The sequence below is a fragment of the Candidatus Caccoplasma merdavium genome (assembly GCA_018715595.1).
Lineage (GTDB): Bacteria > Bacteroidota > Bacteroidia > Bacteroidales > UBA11471 > Caccoplasma > Caccoplasma merdavium.
This window is the reverse complement of record DVLI01000018.1, coordinates 56,789-72,775: the sequence shown is the minus strand read 5'-3', so window position 1 is coordinate 72,775 and position 15,987 is coordinate 56,789. Positions and strand designations below refer to the sequence as shown.

The 15,987-nt window shown below is 53.2% G+C and carries 13 protein-coding genes; 7 read left to right on the top strand and 6 right to left on the bottom strand.

The window, feature by feature from the left end; all coding sequences use genetic code 11:
- The first annotated feature begins 117 nt into the window (after positions 1-117).
- Genes IAD09_05895 through IAD09_05880 form a run of 4 tightly spaced genes read left to right on the top strand, consistent with a single transcriptional unit; the run spans position 118 to position 4,971 of the window.
- Positions 118-864, top strand: coding sequence for a UDP-2,3-diacylglucosamine diphosphatase (locus IAD09_05895; GenBank protein ID HIT81753.1), 747 nt, complete (start codon positions 118-120; stop codon positions 862-864).
- A complete protein-coding gene (locus IAD09_05890; protein HIT81752.1) occupies positions 864-1,961 on the top strand; it encodes a hypothetical protein in 1,098 nt (365 codons plus the stop codon). The genes IAD09_05895 and IAD09_05890 overlap by 1 nt, the downstream gene beginning before the upstream one ends.
- Positions 1,951-4,017, top strand: a complete 2,067-nt coding sequence (gene ppk1, locus IAD09_05885; GenBank protein ID HIT81751.1) for a polyphosphate kinase 1 — start codon at positions 1,951-1,953, stop codon at positions 4,015-4,017. Before IAD09_05890 ends, ppk1 begins: the two co-directional genes overlap by 11 nt.
- 51 nt (positions 4,018-4,068) lie before the next feature.
- On the top strand, positions 4,069-4,971 hold the full coding sequence (locus tag IAD09_05880; GenBank protein HIT81750.1) for a hypothetical protein: 903 nt from the start codon (positions 4,069-4,071) through the stop codon (positions 4,969-4,971).
- 76 nt (positions 4,972-5,047) lie between these two features.
- On the opposite strand, the gene IAD09_05875 is transcribed toward IAD09_05880, so the two are convergent.
- The 3 genes from IAD09_05875 to IAD09_05865 form a co-directional block, all read right to left on the bottom strand.
- The gene (locus tag IAD09_05875; GenBank protein HIT81749.1) at positions 5,048-5,758 is read right to left on the bottom strand and encodes a response regulator transcription factor; all 711 of its coding nucleotides are present in this window, start codon (positions 5,756-5,758) and stop codon (positions 5,048-5,050) included.
- A gap of 2 nt (positions 5,759-5,760) precedes the next feature.
- Positions 5,761-7,287 (bottom strand): HAMP domain-containing histidine kinase, encoded by a 1,527-nt coding sequence (locus tag IAD09_05870; protein HIT81748.1) that lies wholly within the window; start codon positions 7,285-7,287, stop codon positions 5,761-5,763.
- A gap of 289 nt (positions 7,288-7,576) precedes the next feature.
- Positions 7,577-9,733 (bottom strand): elongation factor G, encoded by a 2,157-nt coding sequence (locus IAD09_05865; protein HIT81747.1) that lies wholly within the window; start codon positions 9,731-9,733, stop codon positions 7,577-7,579.
- 195 nt (positions 9,734-9,928) lie between these two features.
- On the opposite strand from IAD09_05865, the gene hemW reads away from it, so the two are divergent.
- A complete protein-coding gene (gene hemW / locus IAD09_05860; protein ID HIT81746.1) occupies positions 9,929-11,065 on the top strand; it encodes a radical SAM family heme chaperone HemW in 1,137 nt (378 codons plus the stop codon).
- A gap of 34 nt (positions 11,066-11,099) precedes the next feature.
- Here hemW and IAD09_05855 read toward each other — a convergent pair whose 3' ends face one another.
- Both IAD09_05855 and rlmH read right to left on the bottom strand, forming a co-directional pair.
- Complete coding sequence (locus IAD09_05855) at positions 11,100-11,789, bottom strand: DUF2490 domain-containing protein (protein ID HIT81745.1); 690 nt, start codon at positions 11,787-11,789, stop codon at positions 11,100-11,102.
- A 15-nt stretch (positions 11,790-11,804) separates the two neighbouring features.
- Positions 11,805-12,278, bottom strand: coding sequence for a 23S rRNA (pseudouridine(1915)-N(3))-methyltransferase RlmH (rlmH, locus tag IAD09_05850; GenBank protein HIT81744.1), 474 nt, complete (start codon positions 12,276-12,278; stop codon positions 11,805-11,807).
- 425 nt (positions 12,279-12,703) lie between these two features.
- Between rlmH and nadC the strand changes: the two genes are divergently transcribed.
- Together nadC and IAD09_05840 are read left to right on the top strand one after the other, a co-directional pair.
- Positions 12,704-13,552, top strand: coding sequence for a carboxylating nicotinate-nucleotide diphosphorylase (nadC, locus tag IAD09_05845; protein HIT81743.1), 849 nt, complete (start codon positions 12,704-12,706; stop codon positions 13,550-13,552).
- 27 nt (positions 13,553-13,579) lie between these two features.
- Entirely contained in the window at positions 13,580-14,179 is a 600-nt protein-coding gene (locus IAD09_05840; protein ID HIT81742.1) for a YigZ family protein, read from the top strand.
- Between the two features lie 196 nt (positions 14,180-14,375).
- Here IAD09_05840 and IAD09_05835 read toward each other — a convergent pair whose 3' ends face one another.
- Complete coding sequence (locus IAD09_05835) at positions 14,376-15,983, bottom strand: AhpC/TSA family protein (protein ID HIT81741.1); 1,608 nt, start codon at positions 15,981-15,983, stop codon at positions 14,376-14,378.
- Between the last annotated feature and the right edge of the window lie 4 nt (positions 15,984-15,987).

The following is a 15,987-nucleotide window of genomic DNA, read 5'->3' as shown; positions in this document are numbered from 1 at the left end:
CGAATAATCGGCCGGCAGCATAAACTCGCTGCTCTGTGAAGTTGTTATGGAATTGTCACACGATTGTATTCTTCCAGAAATATACATGTCGTTCTTTTGCAGAGCAAAACAGAAAGAATGAAGAACAAAGAGTACCGGACCATCGTCATGTCGGACATACACCTCGGTTCGAAATGGTCCAAGGCCAAAGAGGCCAATCTTTTCTTGAAGGCACACACCTGTGAAACGCTGATACTCTGCGGCGACATCATCGACGGCTGGGAGATTGTCCGGGGCAAGAAACCGAAATGGAAGAAGCGGCACACCTATTTTATCAAGCGGTTGTTGTCGATATTGCCCCACACGCGCATCATTTACCTGCGGGGTAACCACGACGATTTTCTTGACCGTATCCTCCCGCTCGAAATTCCCAATTTCACCATCTGCCGCGACTATGTCCATGAGAGCGGCGCGCGTCGTTACTATGTCCTGCACGGCGATGTTTTCGACACGATTACGACGCGGTTCAGCTGGTTGGCCAAGGTGGGAGATGTGGGGTACAGCCTGCTCATGGGGCTCAATCGCATCTACAACCGCCGTCGCCGCAAGAAAGGGCTGCCCTACAAGTCTATTTCGCAACAGGTGAAACAGTCGGTCAAGGCATCGGTCTCCTACATCAGCGACTTCGAAGACTCGTTGTGTGACATTGCCCGGCGGAAAAATTGTGCCGGTGTCATTTGCGGCCATATCCATCATGCCGACGATCGCATGATAGGCGACATACATTACCTCAATTCGGGCGACTGGGTCGAGTCGATGACCGCTTTGGTCGAAGATTTCGACGGGAACTGGTCGGTCGTGGAATATCAAAAGGAAAAAGCGTGATGCGTTATCTCTTTATCGTACAGGGCGAGGGTAGGGGACATCTCACCCAGGCCCTCTCGTTGGCCTCGATTCTGCGCCGTCAGGGGCACGAGGTCGTCAAAGTTTTGGTGGGGCGCACCCGGCATCGCCAGATACCGGAGTTTTTCTTGCGTGGAATCGGAGCCCCGGTCGACACGTTCGAAGCCCCGCAGTTCAGTTTCAAGGCCGGCGATACCCGCGTGAGCCTTGCACATACCGTCATGGCGAATCTCGCTCCCCGGCGGCTTGAAGCCTATGTGCGGAGTGTCTGTTTCATACGAGCCCAGATACTCCAATACCGCCCCGATGAGGTGGTCAACTTCTATGAGATGCTCTCGGGGCTGGCGGTCAAGTGCTTCCGGCTTCCGGTCGAGATGGTCGGCGTCGGGCATCAGTATCTCATGCTGCATCGCAGTTACCGGCAGGCCGCGCGTCGCGGGTGGGGTGCCTGGCTGCTCAGGCAACATGTGCGCCTGAGCGCGATGGGGTGCAGCCGTTTGTTGGCTCTCTCGTTTTATCCGATGGCCGGCGATGAAGACCGCCACATAACGATTGTCCCGCCCCTGTTGCGCCGTGAGGTGTTGCAGAACAACGACTGCCACCGCGAGAATTTTATACTCGGTTACATCGTCAACAACGCTTTTGCCTCCCAGATACGGGCGTGGAGCCGCGAGCACCCCGAGTGTGAATTGCATGTTTTCTGGGACAACAAAGAGTATCCCGAAAGCTGGAAGGCCGAAAGAAATCTCACCTTCCATCGTGTAAATGATAAACTTTTCTTATCTTTAATGCGTCGATGCAACGGCTATGTCACGACGGCGGGATTTGAGTCGGTGTGCGAAGCCCTTTTCTACGATAAGCCCATGATGCTTATCCCGGCTCACATCGAGCAGCAAATCAATGCCGCCGACGCAGCGGCTTCCGACATTGCCATTGTTTCTGACCGATTCGACCTGAACCGATTTGTCGAACACATGGGCCGTCCTCATGCCGACGAGACTTTCCTTTATCGCAAGTGGTTGGGTATGAGTGAGACCGTATTTGTAGACCAGCTAATACACAGACATTATGGAGTATAGATTTATAAATCGGGAAGTAAGTTGGTTGCAATTCAACGAACGGGTTTTGCAAGAAGCCCGAGACCCGAATGTCCCCCTTATGCAACGCTTGCAGTTCCTGGGGATATTTTCGAATAACCAAGATGAATTCTTTAAGGTGCGGGTCGCCAACATCATGCGCTTATGCCGTTCCCGTAAAAGCGCAAACAAACTGCTTACCGGCGATTATACACCCGAGTCGCTCCTCGATGAGCTCAACGACAAGATAGCCATCTTGCAAGAGCATTTTTCCGAGACCTATCGTTCGATATTGGCGCAGATGGAGCGTGAAAACATCTTTGTCGTCAATGAAAAGAATCTGAACGAAGAGCAAAAAGAGTTCTGCCGCAGTTATTATGCACAGATTATCTCCCCGAGACTGGTGCCGCTCATAATCCGTAAGTCGGTCAAGTTGCCATTCCTCCCCGACGGCAACAGTTACCTCGGCGTGAAGATGTCGCATAATGCCAAGGCATCGCCGCGTTATGCCATCGTGCGCATACCCACCAGCTCGGCCTGTCCCCGTTTTGTCGTCCTGCCTTCGGAGCCGGGTCGTCATGACATTATCTTTATCGACGACATCATACGCCTGATGATCGACCACATATTCTTTATGTTTTCTTACGATGATATAGGCGTCTATACGTTCAAAATCATGCGTGACGCGGAGCTCACCTATGATGAAGATGTGTCGAAGAGCCTTTTTGAGCGTATTTCCGAGGGGGTATCGAATCGTCGTTATGGCCTTCCCATACGCATGATTTACGACAGGGACATGCCGGCCGACATGGTCGAAATCCTGGCCGGGAAACTCGGCCTCGACAATGTCGAAATGTTGGCTCCCGGCGAACGCTATCACATGATGAAAGACCTCATGAAGTTTCCCAAGGTGCGTCCCGACCTCCTCTATACCCAGCAGAAACCCATACAACACCCCTCGATTTCCCTCTTTTCGAGTATCCTCGACGTCATTGCCCGGCGCGATATATTCCTGAATTATCCCTACCACACTTTCCAGCACTTTATCGATTTCCTGCGCGAAGCCGCCATCGACCCCCGTGTCGAGAGCATCTACATCACCCTGTATCGCACGGCCGAACATTCCAAAGTGATAAACGCCCTGGTCAATGCGGTGAAAAACGGCAAGAAGGTCTATGCCATGCTCGAACTCAAAGCCCGCTTTGACGAGGAACAGAACATGGAAAATACCGACCTCCTGCAACGCGAGGGCGTGAAGATACTCCACACCATGGAAGACCTCAAAGTGCACAGCAAAGTGGTCCTCGTCGAACGCCGGGAGCATCGCGGGTTGAAACGTTATGCCTATATCGGAACCGGAAATTTCAATGAAAACACGGCGCTCATCTATTCCGATTTCGGGCTTTTCACTTCCCATGCCGAGATTACGCAAGATGTCCTCAATGTGTTTCTTTTCTTGTCGAACAGCCACAAGCAGTTTACCTTCAAGCACCTGATGGTTTCGCCTTATTACATGCGGCAAGAGTTTTATGATAAAATCGATAACGAGATACATCATGCGCGTAAGGGCGAAAGAGCCTATATCTATGCCAAGTGCAATTCGCTCACCGATGTGGGGATTATCGAGAAACTCTACGAGGCCGGACGTGCCGGGGTCGAAGTGCGCCTTATCGTGCGCGGCGCCTGTTGCCTCTTGCCGCAGGTCAAAGGGTTGAGCCCGAACATTCGGGCAATAAGCATCGTCGACAAATACCTCGAACATGCCCGTCTCTATATCTTCTGCAACGGAGGCCATGAGACTATCTACACGGGAAGCGCCGACTGGATGGCACGCAACCTCGACCGCCGCGTCGAAGTGTGTGTGCCGCTCTACGACGAGGTCATACGCAAAAAGGCCCGGGAGGTATTCGACATACAATGGCACGACACGGTCAAGGCGCGTCTGCTCGACGAGGGGCACCAAAATACCTATGTGCAGCCCACTCCGGGCGAAGAACCTTTGCGCAGCCAGGCGGCCCTATATGAGTATTACGGCCGCTTGTCGAATTACGAGAAATAATTGTCAGGGACGTTCCCGGAATCGAATACACACTACTAACGAAAGGCAGATATGCAGGAACCGAAGAGATACACGTTTGGAGCCATCGACATCGGCTCAAACGCCATACGCCTTCTTATTGACTATGTCGAGGAGTATGATGCTCCCGAGTTTAAAAAAGCCGCCTTTGTGCGGGTGCCCATACGTCTGGGCGAAGATGTTTTCTCGCTCGGGCATGTCACGCCCGCGAAGGTGGCGGCGCTTACGCAAGCCATGTCGGCCTTTGCCGCCTTGTTCAAGACGTTCGACATCGATGCTTACAAAGCCTGCGCCACCAGTGCCATGCGCGAGGCGGAAAACGGGGCCGAGGTGGCCGGGACGATAGCCCGCACTTGCGGTATCGACATCACCATCGTCGATGGCAATACCGAAGCCCGCACGATATATGAGGCCGGCGGCCTCGAAAAAGTGCTCGACAAGGAGAAATCCTATTTCTATATCGACGTGGGAGGAGGCTCCACCGAAGTTGTCGTCTATGCCGAGAACCGTCAAGTAGAGGCCCGCTCTTTCCGCTTGGGAACCGTGCGTTACATCAGCGGGGCCGTTTCGGCCAGCGAGGAAGAGGCGTTCGCCGCGTGGCTGGGTGAGAAAGCCAGTCGTTACCGGCCGTCGGCTCTCATCGGGTCGGGCGGTAACATCAACAAGGCTCATCGCCTGCTCGACAAGAAACCCAAAGATGCCATCAAGGCCAAGGAGCTCAATGCCCTTTATGAGCGGCTTCAAAAGATGTCTGTCGGCCAGCGCATGGAGGAGATGGAACTCAATGCCAACCGTGCCGATGTCATTGTGCCGGCGCTCTCAATCTTCACCACGGCCTTGCGCATAACGGGAGCAGGTTCTGTGATTGTTCCCAAGTTGGGGCTTGTCGACGGTATCGTGCGCGAACTCTATCGCGACTACAAGACCCGGCATTGACGGCGGGTGGCAAAAGGCAAAGCGGGGCCGCTATCATAGCGGCCCCGCTTTGCCCGTTAAGAGACGGTGGAATCTCTTATTTTGTTTTCATCTCTATCTCGGGGGCGATGAGCTTGTAGCCTTTGCCGTGGATGTTGATAATCTCGATGGAGGGGTCGTCTTTGAGGTGCTTGCGCAGTTTGGTGATGTAGACGTCCATGCTACGGGCGTTGAAGTAGTTGTCGTCGATCCAGATGGTTTTCAGGGCGAAATTCCGTTCCAGGATTTCGTTCACATGGGCACAGAGCAGGCTCAGCAACTCCGACTCCTTGGTGGTGAGCTTGGTGTTTTTCTCTCCGATGGAAAGAACCTGTTTCTGGGTATCGAAAGTGAATTGCCCGATTTTATACATCGTCACCTCCTTGCCCCGTTTGCCTTTGACGCGACGCAGAATGGCTTCGATGCGGAACACCAGTTCTTCCATGCTGAACGGTTTGGTAATGTAGTCGTCGGCTCCGATTTTGAAACCTTCGAGAATATCCTCTTTCAGCGATTTGGCCGTCAGGAAGATGATAGGCACTTCGCTGTTGACGGTCCGTATTTCTTGTGCCAGCGTGAAACCATCTTTTTTGGGCATCATTACGTCGAGCACGCATAAGTCGTATTTCCCTTTCAAAAATGCTTTGTAGCCGCTCTCTCCGTCAGAGAAAAGGTCGGCAGCATAGCCTTTGGCCTGCAAAAACTCTCTCAGCAGCATACCGAGGTTTTCATCATCTTCGCAAAGTAAGATACGCAACTTTTCTTCCATAATCATTTGTTTTTAAGGGGTAATGTTATTATAAATGTTGTTCCATGATTCAGTTCGCTTTCGGCACGAATTGTGCCTTTCAGGTCGGTGACGATTTTGTGCACATAGGCGAGGCCGAGGCCGAACCCTTTGACATTGTGCACATTGCCGGTCGATACACGATAGAATTTTTCGAAAATCTTTTTCAGGTCTTCTTTCTTGATGCCGATGCCGTTGTCTTGTATCGAGATGACGACTTTGTTGCCTTCGGTGGCGGTTTTTACCATCAGTTCGAGGGAAACCCCTTCGCGGGCATATTTTACGGCATTGTCGAGCAGGTTGAAGATGACGTTGGTGAAGTGCATTTCATCGACTTCCACCAAGCCGTCTTCGGCATCGAGTTCGGCGTCGATGCTGCCGCCAAACTGTTCGACTTTCAGCTTGAATGTGCTTAGTACATTGGCAACCAAGTCATTTATGTCGATAATCGAAAGTTTCATCATCGTCTTCTGCCGTTCAAACATCGACATCTGCAAAACTTTCTCGACTTGGAAACGCAAACGCTTGGTCTCGTCGTTGATGACGGTCGATATGTGGTTGAACATCTCCGGGCTCTTCGATACCGCCGGGTCTTTCAGCATTTGTGCGGCAAGCGATATGGTCGATATGGGTGTCTTGAATTCGTGGGTCATGTTGTTGATGAAGTCGTTCTTCATCTCGGTGAGCTTTTTCTGTCGGAAAAGTTTGGCGATGGTGAAGATGAACGTTATCAGCAGGACCAGTGTGAAAGTAAACGATGGTATGCTGAACCGTACCGACGAGAAGATGTAGTCTTTCTTGGTCGGGAAGTAGACGCGCAACTGGTTTTGCCGTTTCGAGGGGTCGTTGGGGAAAAGCGTGATGGAGTATTTTGTGCTTTTCTCCTCGGGATTGTATTCCGAGCTCTTGTAAACGATACGGTTCTTGGGGTTGTATATGGCATACTGGAAAGGAATGTTCAGGCCGTTGTTTCGCAGTTCGGCTTTCAGGTAATTCGACAGCAGTTCGGTATCGACGCGTTCCAGTATGGGGCGGTTGCTGGCTGTGGCAAGAATGTTGAGAATGACGTTTTCGAGCAGTCCTTTCTGGTAGAGGTACTGGTTTTTCAGGACCTCCTGCATGTCCTTGTAGGTATTGGTGATGGAGCTTCCGCTGTTGGCCTTGGGCATGGTGACCTTTTCGGGGAGAGAAAACGTGAACTCCTGCACGTTGAGGGTGCTGATGGAGCCGTCGGGTGAGACAAACGACCACTGTTGGGTAACCGAGCGGCCGCCTCGCTCTATCGAGAGCAGCCGTTTCTGGTTTTCCTCGATGTCTTCGGCTAGGTAACGCTTGGTCTCATCTTGTTCGAGTTGCGACGATACGGCATAGAGGCTGCGTTTCACCGCCTCCGAAAACTGTTCGTTGCGCATTTTCACCATGTTCTCTATATATGTAATCTGCATGAAGAGAAGACTACAAAACGTCAGAGCCATGATGATTGCCAATAGCCAAATCGTGGATTTTTTCATACGTTAATGCTTGCCTTTCGGAGCGTTGTGTCGCTTTCCTTTCGTCTATCGCCGGGATAATTCCGAGGAAAAGTCTCTTTTTTCATTATTTTTTTGATAAACAGTCGGGAACCCCGTTTTGTTTAACAAATTCAAATAACTTTTTTAGAATCGCCCTTGTTTAACAATTTGGTGCTAAATTAACAAACAATCCTTTAATAACAAAAAACCGTCTCGTAAAAGACGGTTTTTTGTATTAATTTAACTAATATCGGAAAGGCGGTCTCAAGCCACCTTCTTGTCGATGGGGTTATTCGTCGGTCTGGGTAGCCTCGTATTCTTTCAGCAGCTTATCTTGAATATCGCCGGGTACGAGTTCGTAAGAGGCAAACTTCATGCTGAACGAGGAACGTCCGCCGGTAATCGAGCTGAGGGCGGTCGAGTAGGTCGACATCTCTTTCAGGGGAACTTTCGCCATGATTTTCTCAAGTCCTTTCACGCTTTCCATTCCCATGATGATGGCGCGGCGGCCTTGCAGGTCGCTCATGACGTCGCCCATCTTGTCCGACGGCACGAGTACTTCAACGTCGTAAACCGGTTCGAGAATCTTCGGTCCGGCGTTCTTGAAAGCTTCGCTGAATGCGTTGCGGCCGGCGAGGCGGAAGGAGATTTCGTTCGAGTCTACGGGGTGCATCTTTCCGTCATATACACACACGCGCACGTCGCGGGCATACGAGCCGGTGAGGGGGCCTTGCTCCATGCGGTCCATGAGACCTTTGAGAATGGCGGGCAGGAAGCGTGCGTCGATGGCACCACCCACGATGCAGTTTACAAATACCAGTTTCCCTCCCCAGTCGAGGTCGATGGTCTGCGTGTCGCGCACGTTCATCTTGAATTCCTGGTTGCCGAATTTGTAACTTTCGGGTGCCGGCATGCCGTCGTAGTAGGGCTCGATGATGAGGTGTACTTCACCGAATTGTCCGGCACCACCCGATTGTTTCTTGTGGCGGTAATCGGCACGGGCGGCCTTGGTGATGGTTTCGCGGTAGGGAATGCGCGGTTCCTGAAATTCGACCATGAGTTTCTCATTGTTCTCGATGCGCCATTTGAGGGTGCGCAGGTGGAACTCTCCTTGTCCCGAGACGATGGTCTGTCGCAGCTCTTTCGACTGTTCCACAATCCATGTCGGGTCTTCTTCGTGCATGCGCACCAGGATTTCGTTCAGTTTCTCGGCGTCGGCCTCGTTCACGGGTTTGATGGCGCGTTGTATCTTCGAGTTGGGGAACTTCATCAGATCGAACGTGTATTCGCAGCCTTTCTCGTTCAGCGTGTTGCCGGTGCGCACATCTTTCAGTTTCACCGTCGCGCCGATGTCGCCGGCCACGAGCTCATCGACCTTGGTGCGTATCTGTCCGCATACGCAGTTGAGTTGGGCGATGCGCTCTTTGCTGCCGCGGTTCATGTTTTGCAGGTCGTCGCCTTCGTGTACTTTGCCCGACATGACTTTGAAGTAGGATACCTCGCCGATGTGGGGCTCGACCGTTGTCTTGAAGAAGTAGAGGCTGGTGGGGCCGTCGGCGTCGGGGGCCACTTCGGTGCCGTCGTGCGAGACGGGTTTGGGCATGTCGGTCACAAAGGGCACCACGTTGCCGAGGAACTCCATCATGCGGCGCACGCCCATGTCGCGCAGGGCGCTGACGCAGAATACCGGGAAGATGTCGCGGGTGATGAGTCCCTTGCGAATGCCTTCACGCATCTCGTCTTCGGTGAGCGAGCCTTTGTCGAAGAATTTTTCCATCAGTGCCTCGTCGTTTTCTGCGGCGGCTTCGACCAGTTGTTTATGCAGTTCGAGGGCTTTTTCTTTTTGGTCGGCCGGTATATCCGATATGGTGGGTACTCCGCCTTCGGGGCCCCAGCTATACATTTTCATCAGGAGCACATCGATCATGGCGTTGAAGTCGGGGCCACAAGCGATGGGGTATTGAATCGGCACCACTTTGCTGCCGAAGTCTTCTTTGAGTTGTTCGATGACCGCGTCGTAATCGGCTTTTTCGCCGTCGAGCTGGTTCATGGCGAAGATGACGGGCTTGCCCATCTCTTCGGTGTAGCGGAAGATGTTTTGCGTTCCTACTTCCACGCCATATTGTGAGTCGATGACAATGACGCCCGTGTCGGTTACGTTCATGGCCGTGAGAGCTCCACCTATGAAGTCGTCGGCACCCGGGCAGTCGATAACGTTGAGTTTCTTATTCAGGAATTCGGCATAAAAAACGGTAGAGAAAACCGAGTATCCATACTCTTTCTCTACCGGGAAATAGTCGGTGACCGTGTTCTGCGCTTCGACAGAACCTCTGCGTTTTATAACCCCACACTCGTAGAGCATGGCTTCTGCGAGCGTGGTCTTTCCCGAACCTTTGCTACCCAAGAGGGCAATGTTTTTGATTTCGTTGGATTGATACACTTTCATAGAATATCAGATTTAAAGGTAAAAAATGTGTTCTTTCGGGTATCGCGTTTTTTTCGCGATAACGAAGCGCAAAATAGAGAAAATAATCCGAATAAGCAATTTGTAAAATGTGTTACAAAACAGTTTTTTGGTCACTCCTGTCTTCTCGGAGGTCGATATGTCGGTGATTTTCCTTATTTTTATCCCCGTTTCATCATGGCCGGACTTTATTTGCATATTCCCTTTTGTCGCACCCGTTGCATCTATTGCGATTTCTACTCCACCGTGGGGGAGGAGGTGCAGTCCCGTTATGTCGATGCGTTGCTCGCCGAGTGGCAGTTGCGGCGCGGCGAGTTGCGTGGCGAACCGGTTGAGACTCTTTACGTCGGGGGCGGTACCCCTTCGCAACTCGCCCCGCGGTTGTGGGGGCGGCTTTTCGAGGCATTGGGGCGCGACATCGATTTCGGACGTTGCCGCGAGATAACCTTCGAGGCCAACCCCGACGACATCACGCCCGACTATGCCACGGCATTGGCCGCGCTTCCCGTCGACCGCGTGAGCATGGGCGTGCAGAGCTTCTCCGACGAGAATTTGCGCTTCCTGCGTCGCCGCCATACCGCGGCACAAGCCCTTGCCGCCATCGGCTGTTTGCGCCGGGCGGGGTTCGAGCGACTCAGCATCGACCTCATTTATGGCCTGCCGGGACAGTCGGTCGGGACGTGGCAGAACGATTTGCGACAGGCCGTTGCGCTCGACCTGCCCCATCTCTCGGCCTATAACTTGATATATGAAGAGGGGACCCCTCTCGACCGGTTGCGATGCGAGGGCCGGGTGCAGGAGTGCGACGAGATGCTTTCGTTGCAGCTTTTCGAGACGACCCTCGATGAGTTGGCGGCGGCAGGGTATGAGCAGTATGAGATTTCCAATTTTGCCCGTCCCGGTGAGTATGCCCGTCACAACACCGCCTATTGGCAGGGTATTCCTTATCTCGGGCTCGGCCCTTCGGCCCACAGTTACGACGGCGCTTGCCGGCGCAGCAATCCGCCCGACCTGAAACGGTATATCGAGAGCATGAGGCGGGGGAAACCTTTTTATGAAACCGAGCCCCTCGATGCCGATACCCGTTACAACGACCGTGTGATTACCTCCCTGCGCACGATGTGGGGGCTCGACCTCGACGCCGTGGCAGCCGATTTCGGCGAGGAACGTCGCCGGTATTGCCTGCGTATGGCACGGCCGCACATGACAAACGGCCTGCTCGAAACATCAAGCGGCCGTTTGAAATTGACCCGTCGGGGGCTTTTCGTTTCCGATGGCGTGATGGCCGATCTCCTGTTTGTCGGCGACGAGTAGCGCCCAGCAGAGGGCTTTATCCTTTTTTTTAGCTTCAAAGGTTGAACTTCACGCCTACGCCTATCGAAGAATAGAGTTGCTTGGGATTTTTTGCCGTGAGACGTTCGGCGCGCAGTTTCATTTCGAGCGTGATGAGTTTGCCGATGTCGTATGTGGTGCCGGCCTCGTAGCGTATGCGTTCGATGCCCACGGTCTTGGTGTCGTTCATGCTGTTCATGCCTTCAAAAATCTCCATCGAGGCAAAAGGTTTCCAAGGGTTTCCTTTGGCAATCGTGCCCACCACTTTTATCTGGTTGCGCCATTTGTTGTTGGGTACGCCGGCTTTGTGGGTCTGCTCAAATTTGGAAGAGAGCGAGAAGTTGAGGTGAGGAGTGGCGTAGCTGCCGGTAAGTCCTACCTGGTAACGGTGTTGGTGCACATCTTTCTTGCCCGATTGGCTCTCTTGGTTGAAGTAGGCGTAGTAGACCATGGCTTTGAGGTATTTGGGCACGAGGGTGTAGGTGAGGGTTACCGACGGCATGAAACGTTCATAGCCGCAAAAGTTGTCGTTGAGCCACAGGTCGGCCTGCACCTGCACATTGAGGTCGGGACAGATGTTTTTGCTGATGCCGGCATAGATGATGGCACCGTAGTCGAAGTCATAGAGATATTCTTTGGCTCCTGCCGGCAGGGAGAGCAGTAGTCCCGTGAGGACCATAAGCGGGAGACGAAACAGTTTTTTCATGTGTAGTGTGTTTGGTTATTCGTGATGATAGGGTTCGTGATTCAGAATCGTAAAAGCCCGGTAGAGCTGTTCTGTGAAAAGCAGTCGTATCATTTGGTGCGAAAAGGTCATCTTGGAAAGTGAAATCTTTTCGTGGGCCACTTCGTAGACGCGTTGTGAAAAGCCATAAGGTCCGCCGACCACAAACACCAGGCGCCGCGGCACCGTGTGCATCTTCTTGTCGAGATAGTCGGCAAATTGCATCGAGGAAAACTCTTTCCCGTGCTCGTCGAGCAGCACCAGCACGTCGCCATCGCGTAGGGCTTTGAGAATGAGCTCGCCTTCGCGCTCTTTCTGTTGCTCGATGCTCAGACTCTTGGCGTTTTTCAACTCGGGTATCACCTCCATCTCAAACGGGATATAACGCTTGATGCGGTTGCAATACTCGGTGATACCCTCGGAGAAACCCGATTGTACGGTTTTGCCGACGACTAAAAAATCGATTTTCATATCTGCGTTTACAGCTTTTTTGCGTACATTTGTCGGCCTTCTGCATCGAAGATGTTCGGTGCCGGCGAAGCCGCAAAGATAGTGAAAGGCGAGAGCAGAAGCAAACGGGAAAACGAAGTTTTCAAGTTTGATAATGCCGAGCCGCCTCCTGTCTTCTGGAAAGATAGTGAAATGCGAGAGCAGAAGCAAACGGGGAAACGAGGTTTTCAAGTTTGATAATGCCGAGCCGCGTCCTGTCTTCTGAAAAGATAGTGAAAGGCGGGAGCAGAAGCAAACAGGGAAACGAAGTTTTCGAGTTTGATGATGCTGAGCCGCCTCTTATCTTGCACAAAGGTAGCCATTATTTGTTATTACCCCTCTGTCGCTGGCAAGAAACAACTGCACGAGACGCTATTATGGAAATATGCCAAAATAAAGAGAAACTTATGAAAACTCCCGACCAACTGATTGACGACCTGATAACCCTGGCCTTTGCCGAAGACATCGGCGATGGCGACCATACCACGCTTTGTTGCATTCCCGCCGACGAGATGGGACGTTCCAAACTCCTGGTCAAAGAAGAAGGCATCTTGGCCGGTGTCGACATAGCCCGTCGGGTTTTTGCCGCATTCGACCCGACACTCACGATGGAAGTCTTTATCAAAGACGGTGCGCCCGTGAAGCCCGGCGACGTCGCCTTTATCGTGAGCGGCAAGGTGCAGTCGCTCTTGCAGACCGAGCGTCTCATGCTCAACATCATGCAGCGCATGAGTGGCATCGCCACCATTACCCACCGCTATATGGAGCGACTCAAAGGGTTGCACACCCGCGTGCTCGATACCCGCAAGACCACGCCCGGCATGCGTATGCTCGAAAAAGAGGCCGTGCGCATCGGAGGTGGGGTGAATCACCGTATCGGCCTGTTCGACATGATACTGCTCAAAGACAACCATGTCGATTTTGCCGGTGGCATCGAAGCTGCCATCACCCGTTGCCACAAGTACCTCGAAGAGAAAGGCAAGAACCTCAAAATCGAAATCGAGGTGCGCAACCTCGACGAGTTGGAGCAAGTGCTGCGTGTGGGCGGTGTCGACCGCATCATGCTCGACAATTTCACCCCCGAGCTTACCCGCGAGGCCGTGCGTCGCATTGCCGGCCGTTACGAGACCGAGTCGTCGGGCGGCATCACGCTCGACACCATTCGCGACTATGCCGAGTGCGGAGTCGATTTCGTCTCGGTGGGTGCGCTCACCCATTCGGTCAAGGGGCTCGACATGAGTTTCAAGGCTTGCTGATAAAAACACATTTTCCCTCTTTTGCCGATGGCCGACGACACCTACCTCACCGTAGCCCGCCTTTCCGAGGGGCTCTACAAGGAGAAGATGAGCAAGTTCATCTCTTTTGTCGTGCCTGTGTCGACGCTCGATGAGGCCAAAGAGGCCATAGCCCGTTACCAAAAAGAGTATTACGATGCCCGGCACGTCTGTTGGGCCTATATGTTGGGCGCGGCCCGCACCGAATATCGGGTCAACGACAACGGGGAGCCGTCGGGAACGGCCGGCAAGCCCATCTTGGGGCAAATCAACTCCTTCGGGCTTACCAACGTGCTCATCGTCGTGGTGCGCTATTTCGGGGGCATCAAGCTCGGGACCAGCGGTCTCATCGAGGCTTACCGGGCAGCGGCCGCCGACGCCATACGCGCCAACGAAATCGTCGAGTGTCTCGTCGAGGAAGATGTGCGCATATTTTTTGAATATCCCTTTATGAATGATGTGATGCGCATTGTCAAGGAAGAGAATGCCACCATCATCTCCCAGTATTTCGACCTCGATTGCGACATGACCCTGCGCCAGCGCCGCACCATGCTTCCCCGTTTGCGTGAGCGTCTTTCCAAGGTCGAGTCGTTGCGATTCCCCGAGTAAGGGCCGATGAGATGACGAGCCCCGCGCAGTCGACTGCGCGGGGCTCGCCGTTTTCAGGAAATCCCGATTTGTGCCGGGAAATCTCGCAAAGACCATGTCCACTCCCTTCTCGTGCGAAGGAGGGCTCAAAAGGAAGGGTTGCCCGGAACCCCTTTGCGCCGCTGTTTCCCTGCCAGGCGGGAAAGACGGGAAGTCGTCACTGGCAATATCTCTCGACGATGGCCGTCATCTCTTCGGCCGAAGCGCCGGCGGCGATGACGGTGCCGCAGCTGTCGACCAGGAACGTGTAGCCGGCGGAATTGTCGATACCGTAGCTTTTGAATATCTGGTTTCTGTTGTATTCGTCGATGAGGTTTATCCACGGGTAACCGTCATGGCGTATGCCCCGTATCATCTGTTGTCTGCCGTCGCGGCTGATGCCGACGATGCAGAACCCCTTGTCCTTGTACTTTTCATACACGGGAATCATTGCCTTTGAGGTGCGGCGGCAGGGCCCGCAGTGAATCGACCAGAAGTCGATGAGGGCAATCTTGCTGCCCCGTAGCAGTTCAGAGAGCCGGTGCGGCGTGCCTGTGGTATCGGGCAGAACGAGGTCGATGTATTTCCCTCCGACAAATGTCTGTTGTGATTGGAGGTATGTCCCGATTTCCCGGGTGAAAGGGTGTTCGGGATAGGAGGGGAGGTATAGGGTACGGTAAACATCGACCAGAGAATCGGGTGCCGGCTGTTTGTCATAGACGATGCACGCTTTCAGTTTCTCGTGTAGCAGGTAATAGGTGGCCAGTGAGGGGTGTCCCTTGATTTGGGCAAACTCCCATTCTCCGATTTCGGTAATGGTCTTTTGTGCTGTTTTGTCCCAGGCATCGCCTTCCCGGCTGTATGCTTTCCCGTCGACCCGCAGGTTTTGGAATTTCTCGCTCAGCAAGTTCAGTTTGGTACGGTCGGAGCAGGAGTCCATCTCGTCGAAGAGGGCATAGACTTCCGGCGTGTAGAATTTTCGGGCTTTATCGAGTGAGTCGCGCCTGTCAAAAATGGGTTGCATGCGTTCATGGCCATAGGAGCGGAGCCGTTGGTACTCATCGTTGAGTTTGCCCCCTTCGACACGAAATGTGTCATCACCTTTGATAGTGAGCACGAGACGCCCCGGCTCGGCGAAGAAATCTTTGATGTATGCGCGGCCGTTTATCCACTCGTCGTTGAAACAGAGCCCGTAGGCCGTGCAGGTGTCGGTTCGTAACCGATAGGAGAACTTCCCGTTGCGCACGGGAATGACGATGTTTCCTTTTGATGCGTATCGGTTGAACACCTCTTCGGGGCTATTGAGCAAGATGGCCGTGCTTTGGGGGCGGCCGGTGACCGTCCCTTCGATGAGGCATTCGATTTTGGCCGGTTTCTTTCGAGGAGAGAGGCTGATGCCGAGGAGTTGCCACTCTTCGCTTTCGATGAAGTCGATTTGTTCTTCGTCGTCGGCCAATGGTTCGAAAAACAGGGAGACGGCGGTGAGTCCTGTCGAATCGGATTGGATTTTCTTCCCTGTCTCGACGCCTTCGGTTCGGGTGAGGGCATATTTCCGTTCCCCTTTCGAGCTTTGCAAATGCGTCTCGGGCGATAGGGAGAATCGACCTCCCGGCAGGCAGCATACGGTTAGGTCGAGGCGCGTTGCCTCGGGGGTGCACACGATGCGTTCGAGGACCAGATTATTTGTGGAGAGATTGTGGGTTATCTCGGGCTGTTCGAGGGTCAGACAGCGGTTGCAGGCTGTTGCCAGCAAACACAGTAATAGAAGCAGACAGGTCTTTTTCATGGGG